23 protein-coding genes are annotated in these 24021 nt (G+C 64.8%); 11 read left to right on the forward strand and 12 right to left on the reverse strand.

Annotated elements, in window-relative coordinates:
* The first annotated feature begins 118 nt into the window (after positions 1–118).
* The 3 genes from BN1136_RS02540 to djlA are packed head-to-tail and all read left to right on the forward strand — an operon-like array spanning position 119 to position 2647.
* Positions 119–1147: an aminoglycoside phosphotransferase family protein gene (locus BN1136_RS02540; RefSeq protein WP_043808010.1), complete on the forward strand. Its 1029-nt coding sequence runs from the start codon at positions 119–121 to the stop codon at positions 1145–1147.
* Positions 1144–1812, forward strand: a complete 669-nt coding sequence (murU, locus tag BN1136_RS02545) for an N-acetylmuramate alpha-1-phosphate uridylyltransferase MurU (protein WP_043758300.1) — start codon at positions 1144–1146, stop codon at positions 1810–1812. The genes BN1136_RS02540 and murU overlap by 4 nt, the downstream gene beginning before the upstream one ends.
* Before the next feature lie 19 nt (positions 1813–1831).
* A complete protein-coding gene (gene djlA / locus BN1136_RS02550; protein ID WP_043758302.1) occupies positions 1832–2647 on the forward strand; it encodes a co-chaperone DjlA in 816 nt (271 codons plus the stop codon).
* Positions 2648–2711: 64 nt separating this feature from the next.
* Here djlA and BN1136_RS02555 read toward each other — a convergent pair whose 3' ends face one another.
* The 4 genes from BN1136_RS02555 to BN1136_RS02570 all read right to left on the reverse strand — a co-directional run bounded on the left by BN1136_RS02555 (position 2712) and on the right by BN1136_RS02570 (position 7594).
* The gene (locus BN1136_RS02555; protein ID WP_043758306.1) at positions 2712–4067 is read right to left on the reverse strand and encodes an NCS2 family permease; all 1356 of its coding nucleotides are present in this window, start codon (positions 4065–4067) and stop codon (positions 2712–2714) included.
* 255 nt (positions 4068–4322) lie between these two features.
* Positions 4323–4652, reverse strand: coding sequence for a hypothetical protein (locus BN1136_RS02560; RefSeq protein ID WP_043758309.1), 330 nt, complete (start codon positions 4650–4652; stop codon positions 4323–4325).
* A 151-nt stretch (positions 4653–4803) separates the two neighbouring features.
* On the reverse strand, positions 4804–6471 hold the full coding sequence (gene ettA / locus BN1136_RS02565) for an energy-dependent translational throttle protein EttA (protein ID WP_043758312.1): 1668 nt from the start codon (positions 6469–6471) through the stop codon (positions 4804–4806).
* Between the two features lie 277 nt (positions 6472–6748).
* Positions 6749–7594: a lytic transglycosylase domain-containing protein gene (locus tag BN1136_RS02570; RefSeq protein WP_043758315.1), complete on the reverse strand. Its 846-nt coding sequence runs from the start codon at positions 7592–7594 to the stop codon at positions 6749–6751.
* Between the two features lie 357 nt (positions 7595–7951).
* Between BN1136_RS02570 and BN1136_RS02575 the strand changes: the two genes are divergently transcribed.
* Genes BN1136_RS02575 through BN1136_RS02585 form a run of 3 tightly spaced genes read left to right on the forward strand, consistent with a single transcriptional unit; the run spans position 7952 to position 10723 of the window.
* Positions 7952–8680, forward strand: coding sequence for a glycosyltransferase family 2 protein (locus BN1136_RS02575; protein WP_231557826.1), 729 nt, complete (start codon positions 7952–7954; stop codon positions 8678–8680).
* Positions 8680–9045: a lipid-A-disaccharide synthase N-terminal domain-containing protein gene (locus tag BN1136_RS02580; RefSeq protein ID WP_043758321.1), complete on the forward strand. Its 366-nt coding sequence runs from the start codon at positions 8680–8682 to the stop codon at positions 9043–9045. Before BN1136_RS02575 ends, BN1136_RS02580 begins: the two co-directional genes overlap by 1 nt.
* Positions 9032–10723, forward strand: coding sequence for an ArnT family glycosyltransferase (locus tag BN1136_RS02585; protein WP_043758324.1), 1692 nt, complete (start codon positions 9032–9034; stop codon positions 10721–10723). Before BN1136_RS02580 ends, BN1136_RS02585 begins: the two co-directional genes overlap by 14 nt.
* 187 nt (positions 10724–10910) lie before the next feature.
* Here BN1136_RS02585 and BN1136_RS02590 read toward each other — a convergent pair whose 3' ends face one another.
* Both BN1136_RS02590 and BN1136_RS02595 read right to left on the reverse strand, forming a co-directional pair.
* Positions 10911–11921: an NAD-dependent epimerase gene (locus BN1136_RS02590; protein ID WP_043758327.1), complete on the reverse strand. Its 1011-nt coding sequence runs from the start codon at positions 11919–11921 to the stop codon at positions 10911–10913.
* Positions 11918–13279, reverse strand: coding sequence for a UDP-glucose dehydrogenase family protein (locus BN1136_RS02595; RefSeq protein WP_043758329.1), 1362 nt, complete (start codon positions 13277–13279; stop codon positions 11918–11920). The genes BN1136_RS02590 and BN1136_RS02595 overlap by 4 nt, the downstream gene beginning before the upstream one ends.
* 316 nt (positions 13280–13595) lie before the next feature.
* On the opposite strand from BN1136_RS02595, the gene BN1136_RS02600 reads away from it, so the two are divergent.
* Positions 13596–14204, forward strand: a complete 609-nt coding sequence (locus BN1136_RS02600; protein ID WP_043758332.1) for a YitT family protein — start codon at positions 13596–13598, stop codon at positions 14202–14204.
* Between the two features lie 149 nt (positions 14205–14353).
* Here BN1136_RS02600 and BN1136_RS02605 read toward each other — a convergent pair whose 3' ends face one another.
* The 3 genes from BN1136_RS02605 to BN1136_RS02615 are packed head-to-tail and all read right to left on the reverse strand — an operon-like array spanning position 14354 to position 17034.
* Positions 14354–15145: a heme ABC transporter ATP-binding protein gene (locus BN1136_RS02605; protein ID WP_043758333.1), complete on the reverse strand. Its 792-nt coding sequence runs from the start codon at positions 15143–15145 to the stop codon at positions 14354–14356.
* Between the two features lie 15 nt (positions 15146–15160).
* Positions 15161–16192, reverse strand: coding sequence for a FecCD family ABC transporter permease (locus BN1136_RS02610; RefSeq protein ID WP_043758335.1), 1032 nt, complete (start codon positions 16190–16192; stop codon positions 15161–15163).
* Positions 16189–17034 (reverse strand): heme/hemin ABC transporter substrate-binding protein, encoded by an 846-nt coding sequence (locus BN1136_RS02615; RefSeq protein WP_043808011.1) that lies wholly within the window; start codon positions 17032–17034, stop codon positions 16189–16191. Before BN1136_RS02615 ends, BN1136_RS02610 begins: the two co-directional genes overlap by 4 nt.
* Before the next feature lie 168 nt (positions 17035–17202).
* Here BN1136_RS02615 and hutX point away from each other — a divergent pair, with 168 nt between their 5' ends.
* Together hutX and hutZ are read left to right on the forward strand one after the other, a co-directional pair.
* On the forward strand, positions 17203–17715 hold the full coding sequence (hutX, locus tag BN1136_RS02620; protein ID WP_043758337.1) for a heme utilization cystosolic carrier protein HutX: 513 nt from the start codon (positions 17203–17205) through the stop codon (positions 17713–17715).
* Positions 17712–18269, forward strand: a complete 558-nt coding sequence (gene hutZ, locus BN1136_RS02625) for a heme utilization protein HutZ (RefSeq protein ID WP_043758340.1) — start codon at positions 17712–17714, stop codon at positions 18267–18269. The genes hutX and hutZ overlap by 4 nt, the downstream gene beginning before the upstream one ends.
* A gap of 66 nt (positions 18270–18335) precedes the next feature.
* Here the strand turns inward: hutZ and BN1136_RS02630 are convergent, their stop codons facing one another.
* From BN1136_RS02630 to BN1136_RS02640, 3 genes are read right to left on the reverse strand one after another with little or no spacing between them, the layout of a single operon-like run.
* The gene (locus tag BN1136_RS02630; protein WP_043758344.1) at positions 18336–18743 is read right to left on the reverse strand and encodes a hypothetical protein; all 408 of its coding nucleotides are present in this window, start codon (positions 18741–18743) and stop codon (positions 18336–18338) included.
* Positions 18744–18785: 42 nt separating this feature from the next.
* Positions 18786–19334: a cysteine hydrolase family protein gene (locus BN1136_RS02635; protein ID WP_043758346.1), complete on the reverse strand. Its 549-nt coding sequence runs from the start codon at positions 19332–19334 to the stop codon at positions 18786–18788.
* Between the two features lie 21 nt (positions 19335–19355).
* Complete coding sequence (locus tag BN1136_RS02640; RefSeq protein WP_043758349.1) at positions 19356–20321, reverse strand: ChaN family lipoprotein; 966 nt, start codon at positions 20319–20321, stop codon at positions 19356–19358.
* Between the two features lie 187 nt (positions 20322–20508).
* On the opposite strand from BN1136_RS02640, the gene BN1136_RS02645 reads away from it, so the two are divergent.
* Positions 20509–22602, forward strand: a complete 2094-nt coding sequence (locus BN1136_RS02645) for a TonB-dependent hemoglobin/transferrin/lactoferrin family receptor (protein ID WP_043758351.1) — start codon at positions 20509–20511, stop codon at positions 22600–22602.
* Between the two features lie 260 nt (positions 22603–22862).
* Complete coding sequence (locus tag BN1136_RS02650) at positions 22863–24017, forward strand: 3-phenylpropionate MFS transporter (RefSeq protein ID WP_043758354.1); 1155 nt, start codon at positions 22863–22865, stop codon at positions 24015–24017.
* Positions 24018–24021 lie beyond the last annotated feature (4 nt).

A 24021-nucleotide genomic window follows, 5' to 3' on the forward strand; every position in this document is an offset into this window, starting at 1 on the left:
GTCAGGATCCATCGAGTTGACATTGCATGTCATTGCTTTATGTTAGCCGGCAATGATAAAGCATTATTGCGGCCAGGGCTAACAGCCAAGTGCTGCTTTCCAATTTGGTTCCCGACTCATGCACGATCGCGCTTCCCTGCTTTTGCAATGGGCACGCCGGATTTCCGGTGATGCCAACCTTCCGTTGACCCTCATATCCGGTGACGCCAGTTTCCGCCGTTACTTCCGTGGTGGTGGTCTGGTGTGGGTGGATGCTAATCCTAAAACCGAAAAAAATCATGAGTTCGTTCGCAATGCGGTCGCATTGCATGAAGTGGGGTTGAAGGCGCCCGAGGTCAGGGGGGTGGACTACGATCACGGACTGCTGGCGGTGACGGACCTCGGGGATACCCAGCTCATCGGCTGCCTGGACGAGAGCAACGTGCTGGCCTGGTATGGCAAGGCCATCGCCCTGTTGCCCCGTCTCGGCGCTGTTGAACTGGAGCTTGAGCCTTTTGATGCCGCCTTCATGGCCCGGGAAAACGCCATCTTCCCCGAGTGGCTGCTGGGGCAGCACCTGCAGCTGACCCTGAGCGCCGAGGAAGAGCAACTGCTGGCGGAGACCTTCGCCTGCCTCACCGCGAACAATCTGGCCCAGCCCCAGGGGGTGATGCACCGGGACTTCCATAGCCGCAACCTCATGGTGTGCGGTGGGCAGACCCCGGGCGAGAGCGAGCTCGCCATCATCGACTTCCAGGACATGGTCATCGGCCCTCTGAGTTATGACCTGGTCTCCCTCCTGAAAGACTGTTACGTGCGCTGGCCCGACGAGGTGATCGAGCAGGGCATGCGCCAGGGCTTCGAGACCCTTCGTCAGGCGGAGCTGCTCGGCGGGCTCGACTATGCCGCGTTTCGTCGCGCAGCAGACCTCACCGGCATGCAGCGTCACCTCAAGGCGGCGGGGATCTTCACCCGCCTCTGGCATCGGGACGGCAAGTCCGGCTACCTCAAAGACATCCCACGCACCCTCGACTATGTGGTCGATGTCTGTCGCACCCATGGCGAGAGCTATCCCGTGCTGGTTCGCTTCGGTGCCTGGCTGGAGCAGGTGGTGCTGCCGGGTCTGACCCGGGTGGCCGAGGCCCGTGCCGACGGAGCTGCATCATGAAGGCGATGATCCTGGCCGCCGGCCGCGGCGAGCGGATGCGCCCGCTTACCGACAGTCTGCCCAAGCCGCTGCTGGCGGCGGGAGGCAAACCCCTCATCGTGCATCATATCGAGAAGCTCAAACGCGCCGGGATCAGCGAGCTGGTCATCAATCATGCCTGGCTTGGCCACAAGCTGGTGGAGGCCCTCGGCGATGGCAGCGCGTTCGGGGTGTCTATCCGCTGGTCGGCAGAGGAGAGCGCGCTGGAGACCGCAGGCGGCATCGTGCAGGCGCTGCCCCTGCTCGGCAGCGACCCCTTCCTGGTGATCAACGGCGACACCTGGATCGATGCCGACTATGCCTCCCTGGTAAGTCAGCCCCTGGGGGGGGATCTGGTCCACCTCTGGCTGGTGCCCAATCCCCCCCAGCATCCCAATGGGGACTTCTCCTTGCAAGCCGGCCGGGTGCAGGATGCCCCGGCCCTGACCTTCAGCGGCGTAGGTCTCTACCACCCCGCCGCCTTTGCCGATCTGCCCTCGGGCGCCCGCAAACTGGCGCCCCTGCTGCGGGACTGGATGGCGCAGGGCAGAGTCGGCGGCAGCCTGCTCGCCGGCGAATGGCGGGACATCGGCACCGTGGAGCGGCTGCGCTCGCTGGACGAGCTGCTGCTCGCCGGCACTCATTAACATCACGAGGTCTTGAACCATGCGTATTTGGGGTAAGGTGCTTGGCGCCTTCTTCGGTTTTCTGCTCGGCAACATCTTCGGGGCCCTGCTGGGCCTGTGGATTGGTCACCGCTTCGATCGGGGCATGGGCATGTCCTTCCGCCGTGCCCCCAGCCAGCAGCAACAGGCGGTCTTTTTCCACGCCACCTTCGCCGTCATGGGCCACATCGCCAAGGCGAGCGGGCAGGTCACCGAACACGAGATCCGGGTGGCGTCCAACCTGATGGACAGGATGCGCCTCTCCGGTGAGCAGCGCGTGCGCGCCCAGGAGTCGTTCCGTCAGGGCAAGGAGAGCGACTTCCCGCTGCGCGAAACCCTGGCGGAGTTTCGCCAGGCCAGCCAGGGGCAGCGGGACATTCTGCGCTTCTTCCTGGAGGTCCAGCTGCAGGCCGCCTTTGCCGATGGCAAGGTGGAGGCCAACGAGCGCGCCATCCTGCAGACCATCGCCGACGAGCTGGGGTTCAGCCGTATCGAACTGGCGCGGATCCTGGCGATGGCCGAGGCTCAGATGAACTTCTTCCACCGCCAGCAACAGGGCGGTGGGCAGGGGCAGCAATACCGGCAGGAGCCGCCCTCCCGGGACCGTCTCAAGGATGCCTATCAGCTGCTCGGGGTGAGCGAGAGCGACAGCGATCAGGAGATCAAGCGCGCCTATCGCAAGGAGATGAGCAAACATCACCCGGACAAGCTGGCCGCCAAGGGGTTGCCGCCGGAGATGATGGAGATGGCCAAGGAGAAGGCCCAGGAGATCCAGCAGGCCTGGGAGTGGATCCGCGAGGCTCGCGGCATCCGTTGAGCGGCGATGCCAGACATGAAAAAAGCCCGTCGATGACGGGCTTTTTTGTGGGTGCAAGCGAGGGTTAGTGGCTGTCGACCCAGACAAACTTGAGCACGAACAGCAGGGCCACCACCAGCACGCAGGGGTTGATCTCGCGCCAGCGGCCGGTGCCCGCCTTCATCACGCAGTAGGAGATGAAGCCCACGGCGATCCCCTCGGTGATGGAGAAGCTGAACGGCATCATGACGGCGGTCATGAAGGCCGGCACCGCCTCGGTCAGGTCTTCCCACTTCACCCGGGTCAGCTCGGAGCACATCAGCACGCCCACGTAGATAAGGGCGCCCGCGGCGGCGTAGGCCGGCACCATGGCGGCGACCGGGGAGAAGAAGATGGCCAGCAGGAACAGCACGCCGACCACGATGGCGGTCAGGCCGGTGCGACCGCCCACGGCGACCCCGGAGCTGCTCTCGATATACGCCGTCACGGAGGAGGTGCCCATAAAGGCGCCGCCGACGGAGCTCACGCTGTCCACCACCAGGGCCTGTTTCATGCGCGGGAAGTGACCTCTGTCATCGGCCAGCTTGGCGCGGTTGGTGACCCCGATCAGGGTGCCGGAAGAGTCGAACAGGTTGACCAGCATAAAGGAGAAGATGATCCCCGCCAGGCTGATGTCGAGCGACCCCATCAGATCCAGCTGGCCGAATACCGGCTCGACGCTGGGTGGCATGGAGACGAAGCCCTTGAAGGTGACATCCCCGAACAGGAAGCCCAGCCCTGTGGTGACCACCATGGAGATGAGCACGGCGGAGTGCACCCCACGGGCGGAGAAGATGCAGATCAGGAAGAAGCCCAACAGCCCCAGCAGGCAGGGCAGGGAGGTGAGGTTGCCCACGGTCACCATGGTCGCGGGGCTCGCGACGACGATGCCGGCGTTGTGCAGGCCGAGCAGGGCGATGAGCAGGCCGATGCCGGCGGTGATGCCGACCCGCAGGGTGAGCGGGATATTGGCGATCAGCCAGTAGCGCACCCGCAGCAGGGTGAGGATCAGCAGGCCCAGGGCGCCCCAGAAGATGGTGCCCATGCCGACCTGCCAGGAGTAGCCCATGCCGGCCACCACCACGAAGGCGAAGAAGGCGTTGAGGCCCATGGCGGGCGCCAGGGCGATGGGCAGGTTGGCCAGAAGACCCATCAGGATGCTGCCGATGCCGGCGATGAGGCAGGTGGTGACGAACACGGCCTGGGTGTCCATGCCCGCGGCAGAGAGGATCTGCGGGTTGACGAACACGATGTAGACCATGGTCAGGAAGGTGGTGATACCGGCGATCACCTCGGTGCGGGCCGTGGTGCCATGACCGCGCAGGGCAAACAGGCGCTCGAGCAGTCCATGCCCGGCAGCCGGGCTGGCGGTCTGCCCGGTAGCGTGATGTGGTTGATTCATGTTGGATTCCAATGGGTAACGTGAAATAAGCAGCAGGGGGGCCGCACCCATCCATGCGGGGTGAAGGGCCCTGTTTCTGGCGGTGAAATGACCAGACTCGTCCTGATACCGTGACAGCGCGCACATTTTTACACAGGCGGCCAGGTTTACAAACCCCGGATCTGCGAGGCGGATCAATGAATAGAGTAAAAATTCAAACGTTTGCTCCGGGAGGCGTTAAAACGGGGCTCGATAGAGGCTTGTTTGCGGGGGCCATCAACGGCTCTTCAGGTAGCGCTCGATAAGCTGGCTGAGCACGGCGTCGCTCTGCTCCAGCAAGGGGGCGAGTGCCAGCCCCAGGCGCTGCAGCAGCAGGCCGGCCTGGGCCTCGCTCAATTTGCGCCCCTCGATGAGGAACTCCTGCTCCGGCAACTGCTTGTCATGGCGGGGGATCAGCACCCAGTTGACCCGTTCGGGCTCGATGGCGGCAAAGACCCGACTGGCTGCCGTGCAGAAGGTGTCGATGTGGTGCTTGCCATCCGGCCCCAGGCAACCGGGTTCAAGCCGGATCTGGATGGTGAGTCTGGGGGCGGTGGGCTGGGTCATGGCGCGTTGTCACTGGGTGAAGGAGGGGATGATTGTAATCCGGAAGGCGATAAAAAGGGGAGCCCATGCTCCCCTTGTCATCACAGCGTTTGCCATGCCGTCCCCGGTCGGTGTGGTCCGGCAGGCCGCCTTGCTTCATCGCCAGGCGCAATTACTTGGCGATACGCTTGTATTTCGCGCGATGCGGCTGGACGGCCTCGGCGCCATAGGTCTTCTTCTTCCACTCTTCGTATTCGGTGAAGTTGCCCTCGAAGAACGCGATCTTGCCCTCGTCCTGATAGTCCAGGATGTGGGTGGCGATGCGGTCGAGGAACCAGCGGTCGTGGGAGATGACCATGGCACAACCCGGGAACTCCAGCAGGGCGTTTTCCAGGGCGCGCAGGGTTTCGATGTCCAGGTCGTTGGTCGGTTCATCGAGGAGCAGCACGTTGCCGCCGGTCTGCAGCAGCTTGGCCAGGTGCAGACGGCCACGCTCGCCACCGGAGAGCTCGCCGACGCGCTTCTGCTGGTCAGAGCCCTTGAAGTTGAAGCGACCGATGTAGGCGCGGCTCGGGAACTCGTAGTTGCCGATGCGCAGGATGTCCTGACCGTCGGCGACCTCTTCGAACACCGTCTTCTTGTCATCCATGCTGTCGCGGAACTGATCCACCGATGCCAGCACCACGGTTTCGCCCAGGGTGATGGCGCCGGAGTCCGGCTGCTCCTGGCCCGACATCATGCGGAACAGGGTCGACTTACCGGCACCGTTCGGGCCGATGATGCCGACGATGGCACCCTTGGGAATGGCGAACGACAGGTCATCGATCAGCACCCGATCACCGTAGGATTTGCGCAGGTTGGCCACTTCCACCACCTTGTCGCCGAGGCGCGGTCCGGGCGGAATGAACAGCTCGTTGGTCTCGTTGCGCTTCTGGTAGTCGTTGGTGTTGAGCTCCTCGAAGCGAGCCATACGAGCCTTGGATTTGGCCTGACGACCTTTCGGATTCTGACGAACCCACTCCAGCTCCTTCTCGATGGACTTGCGACGGGCGGCTTCGGAACTCGCCTCCTGGGCCAGACGCGCGTCTTTCTGCTCCAGCCAGGAGGAGTAGTTGCCTTCCCAGGGGATGCCCTCGCCGCGGTCCAGCTCGAGGATCCAGCCCGCCACGTTGTCGAGGAAGTAGCGGTCGTGGGTGATGGCCACCACGGTGCCCTCGTAGTCGTGCAGGAAGCGCTCCAGCCAGGCCACGGACTCCGCATCCAGGTGGTTGGTCGGTTCGTCCAGCAGCAGCATGTCCGGCTTTTCCAGCAGCAGGCGGCACAGGGCCACGCGGCGGCGCTCACCACCGGAGAGGTGCTTGATCTGGGCATCCCAGGCCGGCAGGCGCAGGGCGTCAGCCGCGCGCTCCAGCTGGTTTTCCATGTTGTGACCGCCCTGGGCGGCGATGATGGCTTCCAGCTCGCCCTGCTCGCGGGCCAGCTTGTCGAAGTCGGCGTCCGGATCGGCGTAGGCCGCATAGACCTCGTCCAGACGAGCCATGGCGCGTTTCACCTCGCCCACGGCCTCTTCCACCGCCTCGCGCACTGTCTGCTCCGGATCCAGCTTGGGCTCCTGAGGCAGGTAGCCGATCTTGATGCCGGGCTGCGGGCGGGCTTCCCCTTCGATCTCGGTGTCGAGCCCGGCCATGATGCGCAGCAGGGTGGACTTACCGGCGCCGTTCAGACCCAGCACGCCTATCTTGGCGCCCGGGAAGAAGGAGAGGGAGATGTTCTTGAGAATATGACGCTTGGGCGGCACGACCTTGCCGACCCTGTTCATGGTGTAAATAAATTGAGCCATTGGCTAATTCTCTTCCTTTCAGCAGTTTAATGTCTTGGCATTAACAGACTGATGTCGTGGTGGGGCCGGGTCGGCAGGACCGACACGGTTCCAAAAAACCCGTCGATTGTAAACCAATGGGAGGAGGGCGGCAAAGCCGCCACCGGGGAGCTGGCGCTGGCGAAGCTGAGGGGCGGGAGGGCCGCATCAGGCCACCCGCCGGGGCTCATGCTTAAGACTTCCTTAACTCTGGCCCGATAGGATACCCACTGAACGGCGGTGCGGGCCCGGATGGTGGTCAGCGTGGCCGTTTCTGCCCCTTGTCCGCATCGTGTCCCGAGTAGTAGAGCACCCGCTGCACATACTCCTGGGTCTCCTGATAGGGAGGCACGCCACCGTGGCGCATCACGGCCTGCTCCCCGGCATTGTAGGCCGCGCTGATCCTGACCCAGTCAGGGCCAAACTGCTTCTCCAGCCATTTCAGGTAGATCATGGCGCCACGGATGTTCTGCTGCGCATCGAACGGACGGGTCACGCCGAAGCGGGCCTGGGTCTCGGGGATGAGTTGCATGACCCCCTGCGCCTGTTTGGGGGAGACGGCCTGGCTGTTCAGATTGGATTCGGTGATGGCGATGGCCAGCGCCAGCCTGGGATCGACCTTGTGGCGCAGGGCCGCCTTGCGGATCTGGCTGGCCAGCTGCTGCTTGGCGACCGGTTGGCGGGCGATGTAGTGCTCCAGATCGAACGGCGTGCCCGGTTGCACCCAGGGGGCGCCGCCGCCTCCTCCCCCGACGCCGCAGTTACCCAGGGGGGCATTGCCGACGCGTGCGTTGTAGTAGCGGGCGGCCTGCTGGTTGCCGAGGCGCATGGCCATGGCCAGGTAGGCGTTGGCGCTGCGGGCGTTGCGGATCCCCTGGGGGCCGCGAGCCAGCAGGCGGCCGATGCGGAAATAGGCCTCGGGGTTGCCGAGGCGAGCCGCAGAGCAGTAGTGGGCGATGGCCTGCCTCGGGTTGCTGCGCTCCAGGGTGGCGCCCTGGCGCAGGGCGCTCATCGCCTTGGGGGCCTGGCGAAAGGCTTCGGCGTGGGCCGGGGTCGTGGTCAGGAGGAGGAGGAGCCCCCAGCCCCAGATGCAGAGTTTCTGCATGATGGATACCTCATTTTCGTATCCGCAAGATATAGGTTCTAGGTGGGCTGGCTGCCAGCCAGATGATGGAACATGTGGTTATGTCTCAGTTCATCAGAGACGAAAATGGTATGGAACTTTTGACCAGGAGATGCACCCGTGGGTTGCGGTGCCCGGAAGAGCGGCAGGACAAAATGACTGCGTAATGCACAGTGGTTGATGCCGTCGTCAATTGCAGAGTGGTAGACTGCGAACGTCATGATGCAATACCTTGTATTTTAGTGGGTTATGGCGTTAAGGCCCTCTCCCCATCTCATGATGTGAGCAACAGGATTAGTTGCGTTTTTCAATTGTTGGGAAGCTCTTATGGGTTATTCAGTGGATGTATCAGTCGTAGTGCCAGCCAAGGACGAGCGGGACAATCTGGCCCCCCTCATCACTGAAATCGATACCGCTTTGGGGGGCAGTTACGACTACGAATTGATCTATGTGGATGATGGCAGTGAAGACGACAGCTACGCACTCCTGTGCGAGCTGAAGGCCCGCTTTGCCAGGCTGCGGGTGGTGCGACACGTCAGGGCCGTCGGCCAGAGCATGGCGGTGCTGAGCGGCGTGCGCCAGGGGCGCGGTGACTGGCTGGTGGTCCTCGATGGGGATGGCCAGAACGATCCGGCCGACATTCCCGCCATGCTCGAGGAGGCCAAGCGCCGCTTCGAGGCGGACAAAAATCAGGTGGGACTCATCGGCCATCGCGTCACGCGCCGCGACGACTGGGTCAAGCGCCTCTCGTCGAAACTGGCCAACGGTTTTCGCGATCTGCTGCTCAAGGACGGTATCCCGGATACCGGTTGCGGGCTCAAGGTGGTGCGCCGTGAATGGTATCTGCGCCTGCCCTCCTTCAATCACATGCACCGCTACATTCCCGCCCTGATCCAGGCGCAAGGGGGTACCATGTCTCCCTGGCCGGTCAATCACAGGCCGCGGCAGGCGGGCGTCTCCAAGTACGGTGTCTGGAACCGGCTCTGGGTCGGGCTGGTGGACGTGGTCGGCGTCTGGTGGTTGCAGCGCCGCTCCAAGGTGGTCGAGATCCGGGAGATTCTGGAGTGATGGATACCCTGCTCTCCATGCCACTGGACTGGCTGGACTGGACCGGTCTGCATGTCACCGGCTGGAAGATCATCGGTTACACCGGGGCGCTCATGTTCGGCGGCCGCTGGCTGGTGCAGTTCATTGCCTCGAAGCGGGCCGGGCGGCCCGTCATTCCCCGCCTGTTCTGGTACATGAGCGTGCTCGGCAGCCTGATGACCCTCAGCTACTTCGTCTTCTCCCCCAAGCAGGACTCCGTCGGCGTGCTGCAGAATCTCTTCCCCACCTTCACCGCCCTCTACAGCCTCTATCTGGACATCCAGCATCGCGGCTGGAACCGGGACAAGCTGGCCACCAACCGGGAGGTGCGCGATGGTGGCGAGTGATCGCTTCTTGCTCGACCAGCGCTCCCTGGGCTGGCTGCTGCTGATCGCCCTGGTGGTGCTGGGAGCGGGTCTGGGCTTGCGGGATCCCTGGCCAGCCGATGAGCCCCGTTTCGCCCTGGTGGCCAAGGAGATGGTGGAGAGCGGCCAGTGGCTGTTCCCCATGCGCGGCGGCGAGATCTATCCGGACAAGCCCCCCATGTTTATGTGGGGGATAGCGATAGGGTATCTGCTGACCGGTTCCATCAAGGTGGCCTTCCTGCTGCCCTCCCTGCTGGCGGGTCTGCTGACCATAGCGCTGGTGTGGGATCTGGGCCGCCGGCTGTGGAGCGCGCAAGTGGGCTTTATGGCCGGTCTGCTGCTGCTGTTCACCGTCCAGTTCACCCTGCAGGCCAAGACGGCGCAGATAGATGCCCTGGTGACCTTCTTCATCACCCTCGGCGTCTACGGTTTCATCCGTTTCCTGCTCTGTGAGGGGGGCTGGCGCTGGTACTGGCTCGGCTGGTTCGCCGCCGGCCTTGGCATCATCACCAAGGGGGTGGGGATCCTGGCCGTGCTGATCCTGATCCCGGCTGTCTGGACCCATAGGGAGCAGATCCGCGCCGCCTCCCGGGCCGACTGGCTGAAAGGGCTGGCGGGGCCCCTGTTCATGCTGCTGGCCATCGGCCTGTGGCTGGTGCCCATGTTGCTCGCCGTGGCCCAGAGCGGGGATCCCGTGCTGCAAGCCTACCGGGACAACATACTGCTGCGCCAGACGGTGACCCGCTATGCCAACTCCTGGCACCACGTCAAACCCTTCTGGTATTACCTCACCTCGGTGATCCCGCCATTCTGGCTGCCCCTCTCCCTGCTGCTGCCCTGGCTGGTGGTGGCGTGGCGCAAGGCCGTTCAGGGGCGGGACAAGTGCATCATCCTGCTGCTCGGTTACCTGGTGCTGGTGATCGTGTTCTTCTCGGTGTCGCCGGGCAAGCGCGGCGTCTATGTCACGCCGGGCACGCCGGCCCTGGCCCTGCTGACGGCCCCCTTCATCGCCGAGCTGCTGGCCCGGCGCTGGCCCGGCCGCCTGCTGTCGGGCCTTGGCTGGTTGCTGGGGATCGTCGGCGTGGGCGGTGCCGCGGCGCTGGTCTTCAGTGCCAGGCTGGCGAGCAAGGCCGGAGAGCTGGGGCCGGCCCCCTGGCTGCCCTTGCTGGTGCTGGGGGTTGCGCTGCTGCTCCTCAATGCCGGGCTGCGCCGGGCGCCCCTCACCGCCATCCTCAGTTCGCTGGCGGTGGGCTGGCTGATCTACTCCTGCTGGATCTGCGTGAAGCTCAATGACCTGCGCACCCCCGAGGGGGTGATGGCGCTGGCGGTGGAGCGGGTGCCTGCGGAGAACGCGCTGCTGCTGGCCGGCTTCAAGGAGCAGCACCTGCTGTTCACCCGTCAGCCGCTCTGGCACTACTCCTATCGGATGCCGGACGAAGAGCAGGCTCGCGAGGCGGCGGCCTGGGTGGCGGCGGCCCCCGGCCGCCAGGTGCTGGGGGCAGCCGATCTCATGGCGCGCTGCTTCGAGCCCTCCCTCATGGAGAATCTCGGCAATCGCCACCGCACCGACTGGATGCTGGCCGACAGCTCGGCCCTCAAGCCCCAGTGCCGCGGGCTTACCCCCGGGATCGAGCCGTTCCACTATGCCCCCGGCCCCTGAGGCTGGAGACCCGGATCGGATAAGCAGAAGGGCTGCCAGTGGCAGCCCTTCTTGTTGTCGGATCCCCCGGTGCGATCAGGCCTTGTAATATGCCTTGTACCAGTGGACGAAGCTCTCTACCCCTTCCCTCAACCCGACTCTGGGTCTATAGCCGGTTGCTTCGGTACGAACAGGGCCCGTTGGGGGCTCAGGCTTGGTAGTAGGATCTGTACCAGTTGACGAAACTCTCGACCCCCTCTTTCAACCCGACTCTGGGTCTATAACTCGTCGCCTCGAACAGCGCCTCGGTGTCGGCCCAGGTGGCGAGCACATCACCGGGCTGCATGGGCATCATGTTGCGGATGGCCTGCTTGCCGAGGGCAGCCTCGATGGCCTCCACAAAGTCCAGCAGCCGCACCGGGCTGCCGTTGCCGATGTTGAAGAGGCGATAGGGGGCCGGGCTCGACTCGGTCTGCCCATGCCAGTTCGCCTCGCCGACCGGCGGGCGGTCCGCGATGCGCACTATGCCTTCCACTATGTCGTCGATGTGGGTGAAGTCCCGGCTGAGCTGGCCCTGGTTGTAGATGTCGATGGGCTCGCCATTGAGGATGGCGCGCACGAACTTGAACAGCGCCATGTCGGGGCGTCCCCAGGGGCCGTAGACGGTGAAGAAGCGCAGTCCCGTGGTCGGCAATCCATACAGGTGGGAGTAGGAGTGGGCCATCAGCTCGTTGGCTTTTTTGCTCGCCGCATACAGGGAGACGGGGTGATCCACCCCGTCCGAGGTCTTGAACGGCATCTGCTCGTTGAGGCCGTACACCGAGCTGGAAGAGGCGTAGATCAGGTGTCCGATCCCGTGATGGCGGCACCCCTCCAGCACCGTCAGGGTGCCGGTGAGGTTGCTGTCGGCGTAGGCAAAGGGATTGTCCAGGGAGTAGCGCACCCCGGCCTGGGCACCGAGGTGGATCACCCGTTCGAACCGCTCCCGGGCACTCTCGCGGGCAAAGAATGCCGCCATGGCTTGCCTGTCCGCGAGATCGCAACGCTCGAAGCGGAACCCGGGCAGCGGCAGGAGCCGGGCCAGGCGCGCCTCCTTCAGGCTCACCTCGTAGTAGTCGTTGAGGTTGTCGAGACCGACCACCTCGTGGCCCTCCTGGATGAGCCGCTGCGCCAGGTGAAACCCGATGAAGCCGGCGGCGCCGGTGACGAGATACTTCATTGTGCCTTCTCCAGAATGCGTGCCTGTTCCAGGCTGTTGCCGCGGCCAATGGCGTAATAGGTGAAGCCGCGCTGGTGCAGGCGGGCCGGATCATAGAGGTTGCGGCCATCGAGGATGACGGGCTGCTTCAGGGTGCGTTTGATGAGCTCGAAGTCGGGGGCGCGGAACTGTTGCCACTCGGTGCAGATGAGCAGGGCATCGGCGCCCTTGAGGGCGGCTTCCTGGGTGCCGCACAGGGCCAGATCGTCGCGCAGGCCGTAAAGGTGCTGGGCCTCTTTCATCGCCTCGGGATCGAACGCCTGCACCTTGCCGCCGGCGGCCCAGATGGCCTCCATCAGCACCCGGCTCGGGGCTTCGCGCATGTCGTCGGTGTTGGGCTTGAAGGCCAGCCCCCAGAGCGCGAAGGTGAGACCGCTCAAGTCTGCACCGAAGTGCTGGTGGAGGCGCTCGGCGAGCCTGTGCTTCTGTCTGTCATTGACCTGTTCCACCGAGCGCAGCAGGGGCACGTCACAGCCGTTTTCGCTGGCGGTATGGATCAGCGCCTTCACATCCTTGGGGAAGCAGGAGCCGCCGTAGCCGCAGCCCGGGTAGATGAAGTGATAGCCGATGCGCGGATCGGCGCCTATCCCCTTGCGCACCTCCTCGATATCGGCCCCGAGGCGCTCCGCCAGCCCGGCCATCTCGTTCATGAAGGAGATCTTGGTGGCCAGCATGGCGTTGGCGGCGTACTTGGTCAGCTCGGCGCTGCGTTCGTCCATCTGGATGATGCGATCGTGCTGGCGGTTGAAGGGGGCGTAGAGCTCTTCCAGCAGGGCGAAGGCATGGGACGAGCCGGTACCGATGATGATGCGATCCGGCCGCAGGCAGTCATTGACGGCGGCCCCCTCCTTGAGGAACTCGGGGTTGGAGACCACCTCCAGGGGCAGCTCGACGCCGCGATCGCGCAGTATGGCCTCGATATGGTGGCGTACCCTGGCGGCGGTGCCGACCGGCACAGTGCTCTTGTTGATCACCACCTTGCCTGCCTGCATCAGCTGACCTATGGTGCCCGCCACCGCCAGCACGTGCTTGAGATCGGCGGAGCCGTCCTCGTCCGGCGGGGTACCGACCGCGATGAAGATGAGCTCGGCGAAGGCTACCCCTTCGGTCACGTCCGTGGTGAAGTGCAGGCGGCCGGCCTGATGGTTGGCCTGCACCATGGGGGCGAGGCCGGGTTCGAAGATGGGGATGATCCCCTCCTTGAGGCGCGCCACCTTGGCGGCATCCACATCCACGCAGGTCACCTGGTGGCCCATCTCCGCCAGCACGGCGGCCTGGACCAGACCGACATACCCTATCCCGAATACGGTGACTCTCATCTGCGATAGCTCCTTGAGGCAGACTTGTTGCAAGACAGCCATTCTAGAGCGATTCAACCCCGTGAACAGCGGGCTCTGCCGGGTTTTCAGCGTTTCTTCAGGTTCTCTTCAGCCTGGCGCAAGAGGGAGTGGCAGATCTTGGTGCAGGGGCTGTAACGCTGGGCTGACGAGCACCATTTTGGTGCGTGTGGTCGCGGACTTGTGATCCGGCTCACTCAAACCGGACACTGTGACCATTACGAAGTCCCGGCCCACGGGGCTCATTCCCGCCAGAGATGGCGGCAGACACTCTTTCACTTCGCATGGACACCCGGTTATGGACAACACCCCCCGCTCTGCGCACCCGCTCTATGAGGATGTGCTCGCCCTGCTGACCGCGGCAGGTTTCGTTTCACTCGGCATCTTCCTGTTCCATCAGGTCGGGCTGCTCACCGGTGGCACCGCCGGGTTGGCCCTGCTGTTGCAGCAGGTGACCGGCATCAGCTTCGGCCTGCTGTTCTTCACCATGAACCTGCCCTTCTATGCCCTGGCCTGGCTCAGGATGGGGCCGCGTTTCACCCTCAACACCTTCGCTTCCGTGGCCACCGTCTCCTTCATGACGGACCACCTCAACGCCGTGTTGCAGATAGGCAAGATTGAACCCGTCTATGCGGCCCTGATCGGGGGTACCCTGATCGGCATGGGGCTGCTCATCATGTTCCGCCACAAGGCGAGCCTGGGAGGCTTCAACATCCTGGCGCTCTTCATCCAGGACAGGTTCGGCATCCGGGCTGGAAAGCTGCAAATGGGGCTGGATTGTGCCATCGTCATCGCCTCTTTCTTCGTGGTCTCCCCCTGGTTGCTGGCTCTCTCCGTGGTGGCCGCCATCATCTGTAACCTGGTGTTGACACTCAATCACAAGCCGGGCCGTTATCAGATTGCCTGAGCCGCCGGCTCGCCCCGACACAAAAAGAGCGCCTTATGGCGCTTTTTTTTTCTCTGCAGTCTGGGGAGTCTGGGGCCCGGCCCCGGCTCTCTGGGCAGTGCATTTCCGGGGCCTGGGGGTTATCGCGATGGACGGCGGCGGGCCCGAGATCAGATCACCATGGGCAGGCCGCTCCGGGGGTGGTGGATCACCTGGGCCGGGTAGCCGTAGAGCCGCTCGATGAGCGCCGGCGTCAGCACCTCTGCCGGGGCGCCGTCCGCCATCAGGCGGCCCTGGGCCAGCATCACCAGCCGGTCGGCGTAGCGGGCTGCGAGGTTGAGATCGTGCAGCACCACCAGCACGGCGGTGTGACGGCCGGCCAGGGCGCGGGCCATGGCGAGCAGCTGATGCTGGTACTTGAGGTCGAGGGCCGAAGTGGGTTCGTCGAGCAGCAGCAGCCTCGGTTGTTGGGGCTCGTCGGGCGCCTGCCAGATCTGGGCAAGCACCCGGGCGAACTGTACCCGCTGGCGTTCCCCGCCGGAGAGGCCGGGATAGAGGCGGCCGGCCAGATGATCCACCCCGGCATGGGTCATGGCGGCCCGCACTATGTGGTCGCGCCGGCTGGCTGGCTCGCTGTGGGGCAACCGGCCCATGGCCACCACCTCCTCGCAGAGGAAGGGAAAGCTCAGGGAGGAGCTCTGGGGCAAGACGCCGACCCGGTGCGCCAGCGCGTTGCCGGCCCAGCTCTGGCGTTCCCGGCCGAACAGGGTGATGGAGCCCTGACAGGCCAGCTCGCCGGTCAGGCACTTGAGCAGCGAACTCTTGCCCGCGCCATTGGGGCCGAGCAAGGCGGTCAGACTGCCCGCCTGCAGGCTGAGATCCAGGCTGTCAAGGATGAGGCGGTTGCCCCGGGTGAGGCTGATCTCCCGGCACTCAAGCAGGGGGGAGGGGGATCCGGGCAAGGGGACTGTCTCCTGTTACAGGGTCCGGCGGCTCTTGACCAAGAGCCAGATGAAGAAGGGAGCCCCCATCAGGGCGGTGATGATGCCGACCGGCATCTCGGCCGGCGCCAGCAGGGTGCGCGCCAGCATGTCGGCGCCCAGTAGCAGGGCTGCCCCGAGCAAGGCGGAGAGCGGCAGCAGCCGGACGTGGTTGGGGCCGGCCAGCAGCCGCACCAGGTGGGGCACCACCAGGCCGACGAAGCCGATCATGCCCGCCACCGCCACCGCCACGCCGACTCCGGCGGCGGTGAGCAGGATGAGCCGCCGCTTGAGGGCCTGCACGTTCACCCCCAGGTGGCGAGCCTCCCCTTCGCCCAGCAGCAGGGCGTTGAGGGGATTGGCATCGCGCGCGAACAGCAGCAGCAGGGCGGCCAGGGTCAGCAGCGCCAGCGCCACGTCCACCGGCTTGCCCGCCGCCAGCGATCCCATCTGCCACAGGCTCAGGTTGCGCAGCATCTGATCGTCGGCGAGGTAGGTGAGCAGGCCGATCACGGCGCCGGAGAGCGCCGTGATGGCGACGCCGGCCAGCAGCATGACGGTGACCGAGGTGCCCCCCTCCCGGGTGCCGAGCAGATAGACGAGGGTGGTGGTCAGCGCCCCGCCGAGGAAGGCGAGCAGGGGCAGCAGGCCGAGGCCGAGCAACGCCTGCAGCTGCTGGCCAAGAGGGGCCAGCAGCACGATGGCCAGGGCGGCGCCGAGCGCTGCGCCGCCGGAGACGCCGATGATGCCGGGATCGGCCAGGGGGTTGCGAAACAGCCCCTGCATCACGGCGCCGCAGAGGCCGAGGATGCCCCCCACCGCGATGCAGAGCAGGGTGCGGGGCAGGCGGATCTCTTTCACGACGAGGAGCTTGTGGGCCTCCATCCCGCTCGCCTGCCCGGCGAACAGGGCGCGCAGGCTCTCGCCAAACGACAGGGACATGGGGCCGGTCGCCAGGGAGCCGACCAGCAGCAGCGCCAGCGCACCGCCGGTGAGGGCGAGCAGCCAAGGCAGTGGCAGGCGCATCATGATCCTTGCTTGATCCACTGGGCGATCTGGTTCGCCTGCTGCAAGGATCTCAGGCTCAGCCCCCCCTGCAGGGCGTGGCCGTCGATGGCGTGGATGGCCCCGCGCTTGCCGGCGGGGGTGGCTTCCAGCGCCGGCACCTGGCCCAGCACGGAGGCGGGATCCTGATACTGCTGCCAGTCGCGCCCGCTCACCAGCACCAGGTCCGGCTGCAGTTCGATGAGGGATTCGGTGGAAACGGGCTTGTAGTCGTGCAGCCGGGCCACCGGGTTGACGCCGCCGGCCAGGGTGATGAGGGCGCTGGCGGTGGTGTTGCCACCGGCGATGCTGGTGGGCTGCCCCTTGTGCAGCAGCAGGAAGAGCACCTTGAGCGGTTTGTTCTGCTTCGCCTGGGTGGCCAGCTGCTCGCTCTGGGCCCGAATCTCGCCCTTCAGGCGCGCGCCGGCGGCCGGGTCCTGGAGCAGGGCGGCCAGGGTGTCGATGCGCTCGTCGAGGTTGGCGAGGGTGGGGGCGGTGGGCAGCACGTCCACCTCGACCCCGGCCCGGCGCAGCTGTGCCAGGGCGGGTGGCGGCCCCATCTCGTCGCTGCCGACCACCCGGGTCGGGGCCAGGCTCAGGATCCCCTCGGCGGCCAGGGCGCGGTGGTAGCCGACCCTGGGCAGGTTCTTGGGTTCAGGGCTGCTCACATCGGTGGCAATAATGCTCGACTCCCCCCCCAGCGCCAGGATGAGTTCCGTGGTGGCCGGGCCTATGCTGACGATACGCTCCTTCGCCGCGGCGGGCAGGGAAGAGAGGGAAAGGGCGCAGCCTAACAGGCTGAGAGCGAGGGCAAAACGACGGCCCATGCGAACCTCCGAGGGGTGAGTGAGAGTGGGATTGCCGCCGAGAATATCAAGCCCGCGAGGAAAATGCACTGAGAATGAAAGCGATTATCAATTGCGTTAAGTGGGTCGCTTCATTACAGTATCCGCCGCGACATCGAGCACCATTACAGATCATCCAGGGGAGAACCGATGAGCATTGCACAACGCATTCAGACACTGCTGGAGCAGGACCCCAGCGCTCACCCGTCCAGCATCGCCACCCAGCTGGCCGTCAGCGAGTGGGAGGTGGTGCGCCACCTGCCCGCCGACTTGATGACGCAAGTGCCGAGCGATCAGGCCGAAGCCCTGCTGGCGGATCTGGCCAGCTGGGGTCCGGTGACCACCATCGTCGAGTCCGACGGCTCCATCTTCGAGGTGAAAGCCCCCTTCCCCAAGGGCAAGACGGCACGCGGCTACTACAACCTGATGGGACGGGACGGCGAGATGCACGGTCATCTCAGGCTCGACAACGTGGTGGGCATCGCCCTGGTCAGCAAGCTGTTCATGGGCAAGGAGGGGCACTCCTTCCAGTTCTTCGGCCATAGCGGTCGCTGCATTTTCAAGATCTACCTGGGCCGCGACGAGCAGCGCCAGCTGCTGCCTGATCAGGTAGAGCGTTTCATGGCCCTGCGCCACCAGTATCAAGAGGAAGTGAAAGCATGAGTGAACGTCAGGAGCGTCTGCAAAATCGCCTGCAACCGGAGATCCGCGAATTCCGCGACGGTTGCCGCACCCTGCAGCTCGCGACCGTGGACAGTGAAGGCAACCCCAATGCCAGCTATGCCCCCTTCGTGCTGCAGGAGGATGGTTACTATGTGCTCATCTCCGAGATCGCCCGCCACGCCCGCAACCTGCAACAGGTGCCCAGGGTGTCGCTGATGCTGATCGAGGACGAGAGCGGCGCCCGCGAGCTGTTTGCCCGCAAGCGCCTCACCTTCGATGCGCTGGCCGAGGTGGTGGCTCGCGACGACGTGCGCTGGGAGAAGGCCGTTACCGCCTTGGAAGGGCGCTTCGGCGAGATAGTCAGGGGGCTTTCCAACCTCAAGGACTTCGTGCTGTTTCGCCTCAAGCCCGAGCAGGGACTCTTCGTCAAGGGCTTCGGCCAGGCGTTCCGGGTCTCCGGCGACGAGCTGGTGGACTTCGTCCATCTGGTAGAGGGGCACAAGCGCATCGACAACGGCGCCGAGCTGACCAGCCCGGCGGACGAACCGGTCTGACGGACGCGAGTCTGGCATGAAAAACGGGCAGCCCAGGCTGCCCGTTTTGTTGTCTGCACGCCCCGGTCACTCCTGCCAGGAGGCCTGGTTGGGGAAGGCATCGCGATCGGCCTGGGAGGCGGTCTCGTTGCATTCTCCCCGGATCTTCCAGGAGGTCTGGCTGAGGACGATGTAGCCACTGCGGCAATACTTGTTCGTCGCCAGCATCTGGGCCAGCTGATCGTCCTGCAGCGCCTCCCGGCGCTCCAGCAGGCTCTTGCTGCGGCGGGTCAGGCGACTGTCATCGTCCTCCTGCAAGCGGCCCGGCAGGGCGTCTAGGGGCGCGGCCTCGAAGGTGAAGCGCTTGCTCCCCTCCTCGTTGATGTGGGTGTGGAACAGGGGGGCCGGGCCATCGGGCGCTATCCCCGGCAAACCGGAGCAGGCGGTGATCGCCGGTAACGACAGCAGCAGGACAACAGCAGAGAGTTGACGCACACAAGACTCCAATCAGGTGATCGCTTCAGGGCGGGCAGCTTATCACGCCTGCGCGCCTTGAGGGTTGGTGAGCAGTTGATCCGTGGTGAGCAGGGTCACGCTTCTGCCCTGGGGCAGGCTCAGGTGCCGCCACATCCAGTGGTGATGCTCGATGATCTGTTCGGCACTCAGGTGTGGCCTGTCCGCCGTGGTGTGGGCATCGGTCACCGCGAAAACGTCGAACCCCTGGGCCGCGGCGCTGCGCAGCGTGGTGTCGACGCAAAAGTCGGTGGCGCAGCCGCACAGCAGCAGCCTGTCCACCGGCTGCTCCGCCAGCAGGAAGCCGAGCTCGGTGTCGAGGAAGCTGTCGCAGGCGGTCTTGCGTACCCGGCTGTCATGGGCGCCCGGCGTCAGATCGGCGTGCAGTTGCCAGCCCGCGCTGTGGGGTTCGAGTTCGGATCCCGGCTCGTCGTGCTGCACATAGATGACGCGCCCTTGCCGGGCCCGCACGGCGTCGGCCAGACGATTGACGTTGGCGATGACCCGGGCGTCCTGATGGCGGGGTTGCTCGAAAAGCCCTTGTTGCATGTCGATGACCAGTAACACATCCATATGAAATCCTTGGGCTATTTGTCAGGGTTGCAGCCACTGGCTGCAGTCACGGCTGCGAGATTGATGCAGTGCGCCCATATCTTGCTTCATTTCCTCCGCATTTAGCCAGCGCTCCGGCAGGGGGGCGATCTGCACCCTGACGTCTGGGGTACTCCCCGGGGCGGCCCTGGCATCCGTCTGCGGCACGATCAGCGCCACCTTGAGGGCCGGGTTGCGGCTGGCGATGCGGCTGGCGATGCCGAGCCCCCCCTCCACGTGGAAGTTGCCGGCGATGTGCAGGATGCGCCGGCCGGGGTGCTTGCCGAGGTAGTCGACCATGCTCTCGGCCATGGTGTCGTCCCAGCTGGTCTGGGCGGCGAAGCGGCGGGCATTGCCATCCGCATCCCCATGGTGCATGGAGGCCATGAACTTCTGGCGATAGGGATCATCGCCGAGGGTGAGTTCGCGGGCGAGCTGGCTGCGGCGGCTGGCGGGCAGCCTGTCGAGCCAGGTCGGGCCCTCCTGGCCGACACAGCTCACCAGCGGCTTGGGGGCATTGGCGGCGATCACCGGCAGTTGATGGCTCTTGGCAAATTCCACCAGGGGGCGGTAGTCGCTCGGGTAGTTGGGCCAGGCATGGCCGTCCCGGATCAGCGCCGACTCGCCGATGCGCCCGGCGAGGTAGGCGTCCAGCACCGGCTGATCGGCGCGGCTGAACTGCTCCATGGAGAGCACCAGGGCGCGGCCATCCCCCTGGGCGATCCCGGCCAGCCCCGCCAGCAGGCGGGCCTGCAGCAGGTGAACGGCCGGGTGGGTGTGAAGCTCCCCCACCAGCACGATGTCGGCATCCTTCACCCTCTCCAGCGCCTGGGGCAGGGTCAGCGAGCGATCTCCCTGCCCCTCGGTGAGGCGGTAGTCATAGAGGGTGCGGGGTGGCTCGCCCTGGGGCGGCGTGGCGCAGGCGGCCAGCAGCAGGGGCAGGGCGAGCAGGGGGAGTCGTCGGGTCATGGCATCTCACAATGTCGGGGGTGCTGCGCCACACGATGGCAGCATGGCGAGCGGAAAAAAAGTGGCGCCAGTGTAAAGGGGAATTGATGCAAAAGAAAATGAGAATGATTTACTTTATTGTTGATCTTTGTTCGTGTCGGGGTAAGATGCCTCCCGCTTGATAATAATTCTCAATAAGGACTTTGCAGTGGCGCACAACTACACCCCCTCACTGATTGCCCTCGCCGTGGCGGCAGGGCTGGTTTCCCCCGCCTTCGCCGCAGACACCCAGACCGATGAGGTCATGGTGGTCAGCGGCTCCCGGATGGAACAGAAGCTGGAAGATGTCTCCGGCCCCATCGCCGTCATCACCTCGGAGCAGATAGAAGAGCAGGTCGTCAGCAACGTGGCCGATCTGTTCCGCTACGAGCCGGGCGTGAGCGTGCAGGGGGGAGCGGGGGATGCCCAGACCTTCACCATTCGCGGCATGAGCGAGAACCGGGTCAAGGTGGTGCAGGATGGCGTGCGCCAGAACGATGCCTACAAGAACGGCGGCGTGGGTCAGACCTACTTCGACACCGACATGATCAAGCAGGTGGAAGTGGCCAAGGGACCGGCGTCCGCCGCCTACGGCTCCGATGCCCTGGGGGGCGTCATCGCCATCACCACCAAGGATGCCGGCGACTTCCTGAAGGGGCGTGACAGCTACCTGGACGCGACCACGGGCTACGCCTCCAGCAGCCACCAGAAGATGGCGGGCATCACGGGGGCGCTGCGCGCCGGGGAGTTCGAGAACCTGCTGCGCTACACCTGGCGGGACGGCGGGGTGACCCAGAATTACGACGGCGACAAGGACGAGTTCGACATCATCAGCCAGGCCGTGCTGTTCAAGAGCAAGTGGAATCTCAGCGACGATCAGTTCCTGAAGCTGACGATCGACTACTTCACCGAAGGGCAGGATCCGGATGCCGTCGATCTGACCAAGACCGGCTCCGTCTTCAACCAGCCGATCACCGACAAGGAGACCGACAACCTCTCCCTGGTGCTGGATCACGGCCTCGCCCTGAACGCCCCCTGGGCGGATCGGGTGGACAGCAAGGTGTATTACACCCGCACCAAGCAGACCCTGGATCAGTACGCCTCCTCCAAATACCCGGTGCGGCCGACCAACCCCTATGTGACCAAGAACTCGCTGGATCACAACGGTTTCGAGCAGGAGAGCCTGGGGGCTCAGGTGAAGTTCAGCAAGGCCCTCGCCAGTCAGCGTCTGGCCTGGGGTCTGGAATACGAGCACACCGACAACGAGCGCACCCGCTTCAAGGGGCCGACCGTACAGGGCGACTTCGTCGGCTACAGCGAGCTGAGTTTCCCGTCCACCACCAGCGAGCGCAGCGCGCTCTGGGCCTTCGACGAGATCAAGTTCGGCGAGCGCTGGGTGCTGACCCCGGGCATGCGTTACGACTACTACAAGATGACTCCGGACGAGGATCCCGCCTACACGGGCGAGAACATGAAGAAGATCTCCGAGGGGGAGTTCTCGCCCAAGCTGGGGCTGGTGTTCAAGGCTCACGAGGCGGCGAACCTGTTCGCCCAGTACAGCCACGGCTTCAAGGTGCCCATGTATGACAACGCCTTCTCCACCCTGAACCACCAGGCGTATGGTTACCGCATCGAGCCGAACCCGAACCTCAAGCCCGAGAGCAGCGACGGCATCGATCTCGGCGTGCGCGGCAGCAGCGGCGGTTTCAGCTACGAGGTCGCCACCTTCTACAACAAGTTCGACGACTTCATCGAGCTGACCGGGGTGGGGACGGAAGGGCGCACCGCCGTCTACCAGTACCAGAACCTGGACAAGGCGACCACCAAGGGGGCCGAGGTCAAGGCGGACTACTGGCTGAACGCTCTGGTCAACGTCTGGGGCAACCTGGCCTACATCGAAGGCAAGGATGGCGATGGCAACTACATCAACAGCCTGAGCCCCCTGAACGGCAGCCTGGGCGTGCGCCTGGAGCAGCCGAACTGGAACATCAACACCGCCCTGCGCTTCGCCGACGACATGGACAAGGTGGGCAAGGATTCCCGCGGCAACGACAACATCAAGAGCGCCGGCTGGGGCGTGGTGGATCTCTATGCCCAGTTCAAGCCGATGCAGGATCTGCAGCTCAACGTCGGCGTCTTCAACCTGTTTGACAAGGAGTACGTGAGCTACGAGAGCATCACCGGCCTCGCCGCCAGCGCGGACACCAGCGGTCAGACCGAGCCGGGTCGCAACCTGAGCGCACGGGTGAAGTACGTGTTCTGACGGAACGGTGCATGTCATAAAGAGGGGGCCACTGGCCCCCTTTTTCGATGGGAAGGGGAACGGCGCCAAAAAGAAACCCGCCGGCGGCGGGTGGAAGGATTGCAACACTCATCAGGAAGCGGTGTTATTCAAATAGACAGGGGGATGTGACAAAGGTTCAATTTTATTGATATTTCTGGTTTTTATCCTGGCTGCCGCCTGGGGATCCCCGCCCCGAAATCGGTTATCATTTGTGCCCCTTGTCTCGCAGTCGAGCCCCTATGCCCGCGTTCTCCTGGTTAGCCCTGTTCTTCGGTGCCTTCTACTTCGTCTATGGCGCCTATCTGCCGTTCTGGTCCCTCTGGCTGGAAGGCATAGGGGTGAGCGCCGAGCAGATAGGCCTCTTGCTGGGGGTCGGCATGGCCATCCGCTTCGCCGGCAACCTGGTGGTGATGGGACGGGTCAAGGGGGCGGGGCAGCTGTTGCCCGTCACCCGACTGCTCTGTCTGCTGAGCCTGCTGGCCTTCCTCGGCTTCTATGTCAGCCACGGCATCTGGTGGCTGGTGGCGCTGACCCTGGCGGCCAACTTCATCTACCCGACCCTGATGCCCATGGGGGAGGCGCTCGCCACCCGCATGGTGGTGCAGACCCACCTGGACTACGGCAAGGTGCGCCTGTGCGGATCCTTCGCCTTTATCGTCGCCTCGACCCTGGTGGGCGCCCTGGTGGGCAACTTTGGCAGCGACTGGGTGCTGCACACCATGGTGGTCGGGCTGCTGATCATGCTGGGGCTGAGCCTGCTGCCGCTGCACCCGGCCCCCCGGGAGCTGCAGGGGGAGCGGGCCAAGGCCTCCTTGAAGGAGACGCTCAAGTCCCCCTCGGTGCGCCGTTTCCTGCTCATCACCGCCCTGCTGCAGGGGAGCCACGCGGCCTACTACGGGTTCAGCGCCATCTACTGGAAGGCCGAGGGCTACAGCGGCACCCTCATCGGTTATCTGTGGGCCCTGGGGGTGGTGGCGGAGATCGCCATGTTCGCCGCGGACAAGCGCTTCCTCCAGCGTTTCGGGGCCCAGACCCTGTTCCTGGTGGGGGCCGTCGGTTGCGTGGCGCGCTGGGCGCTGCTCGGCAGCTCCACCGAGCTGGCGGTGCTGGTGATCGGCCAGCTGCTGCACGGCGTTACCTTCTGCATCAGCCACCTGGGGGCCATCCGCTTCATGACTCGCCAGCTGCCTGCGGAGCAGCAGATCCCCACCCAGGCGCTCTACGCGGCGCTCGGCCTCGGCATGACGGTGGCCGCCCTGATGACGTTGAGCGGCCTCCTTTTCGAGTCCCTCGGTGGGGGCATCTTCTTCATCATGGTACTGGTGGTGCTGCCGGTCTTCGTGCTGCGACTGCGTGAAGAGCGCGGCGACGCGCGGCCTGCACCGGGCCACTGAGACG

This window comes from Aeromonas taiwanensis (assembly GCF_000820165.1).
Lineage (GTDB): Bacteria > Pseudomonadota > Gammaproteobacteria > Enterobacterales > Aeromonadaceae > Aeromonas > Aeromonas taiwanensis.

What these genes read in the sequence shown, in the direction of transcription:
- BN1136_RS02615 (WP_043808011.1), bottom strand. Translation starts at nt 17,034, where the DNA reads ATGGGCCGTCGTTTTGCCCTCGCTCTCAGCCTGTTAGGCTGCGCCCTT.
- BN1136_RS02590 (WP_043758327.1), bottom strand. Translation starts at nt 11,921, where the DNA reads ATGAAGTATCTCGTCACCGGCGCCGCCGGCTTCATCGGGTTTCACCTG.
- BN1136_RS02600 (WP_043758332.1), top strand. Translation starts at nt 13,596, where the DNA reads ATGGACAACACCCCCCGCTCTGCGCACCCGCTCTATGAGGATGTGCTC.
- BN1136_RS02540 (WP_043808010.1), top strand. Translation starts at nt 119, where the DNA reads ATGCACGATCGCGCTTCCCTGCTTTTGCAATGGGCACGCCGGATTTCC.
- BN1136_RS02570 (WP_043758315.1), bottom strand. Translation starts at nt 7,594, where the DNA reads ATGCAGAAACTCTGCATCTGGGGCTGGGGGCTCCTCCTCCTCCTGACC.
- hutX (WP_043758337.1), top strand. Translation starts at nt 17,203, where the DNA reads ATGAGCATTGCACAACGCATTCAGACACTGCTGGAGCAGGACCCCAGC.
- BN1136_RS02610 (WP_043758335.1), bottom strand. Translation starts at nt 16,192, where the DNA reads ATGATGCGCCTGCCACTGCCTTGGCTGCTCGCCCTCACCGGCGGTGCG.
- BN1136_RS02650 (WP_043758354.1), top strand. Translation starts at nt 22,863, where the DNA reads ATGCCCGCGTTCTCCTGGTTAGCCCTGTTCTTCGGTGCCTTCTACTTC.
- ettA (WP_043758312.1), bottom strand. Translation starts at nt 6,471, where the DNA reads ATGGCTCAATTTATTTACACCATGAACAGGGTCGGCAAGGTCGTGCCG.
- djlA (WP_043758302.1), top strand. Translation starts at nt 1,832, where the DNA reads ATGCGTATTTGGGGTAAGGTGCTTGGCGCCTTCTTCGGTTTTCTGCTC.
- BN1136_RS02560 (WP_043758309.1), bottom strand. Translation starts at nt 4,652, where the DNA reads ATGACCCAGCCCACCGCCCCCAGACTCACCATCCAGATCCGGCTTGAA.
- BN1136_RS02635 (WP_043758346.1), bottom strand. Translation starts at nt 19,334, where the DNA reads ATGGATGTGTTACTGGTCATCGACATGCAACAAGGGCTTTTCGAGCAA.
- murU (WP_043758300.1), top strand. Translation starts at nt 1,144, where the DNA reads ATGAAGGCGATGATCCTGGCCGCCGGCCGCGGCGAGCGGATGCGCCCG.
- BN1136_RS02640 (WP_043758349.1), bottom strand. Translation starts at nt 20,321, where the DNA reads ATGACCCGACGACTCCCCCTGCTCGCCCTGCCCCTGCTGCTGGCCGCC.
- BN1136_RS02580 (WP_043758321.1), top strand. Translation starts at nt 8,680, where the DNA reads ATGGATACCCTGCTCTCCATGCCACTGGACTGGCTGGACTGGACCGGT.
- BN1136_RS02585 (WP_043758324.1), top strand. Translation starts at nt 9,032, where the DNA reads ATGGTGGCGAGTGATCGCTTCTTGCTCGACCAGCGCTCCCTGGGCTGG.
- hutZ (WP_043758340.1), top strand. Translation starts at nt 17,712, where the DNA reads ATGAGTGAACGTCAGGAGCGTCTGCAAAATCGCCTGCAACCGGAGATC.
- BN1136_RS02595 (WP_043758329.1), bottom strand. Translation starts at nt 13,279, where the DNA reads ATGAGAGTCACCGTATTCGGGATAGGGTATGTCGGTCTGGTCCAGGCC.
- BN1136_RS02555 (WP_043758306.1), bottom strand. Translation starts at nt 4,067, where the DNA reads ATGAATCAACCACATCACGCTACCGGGCAGACCGCCAGCCCGGCTGCC.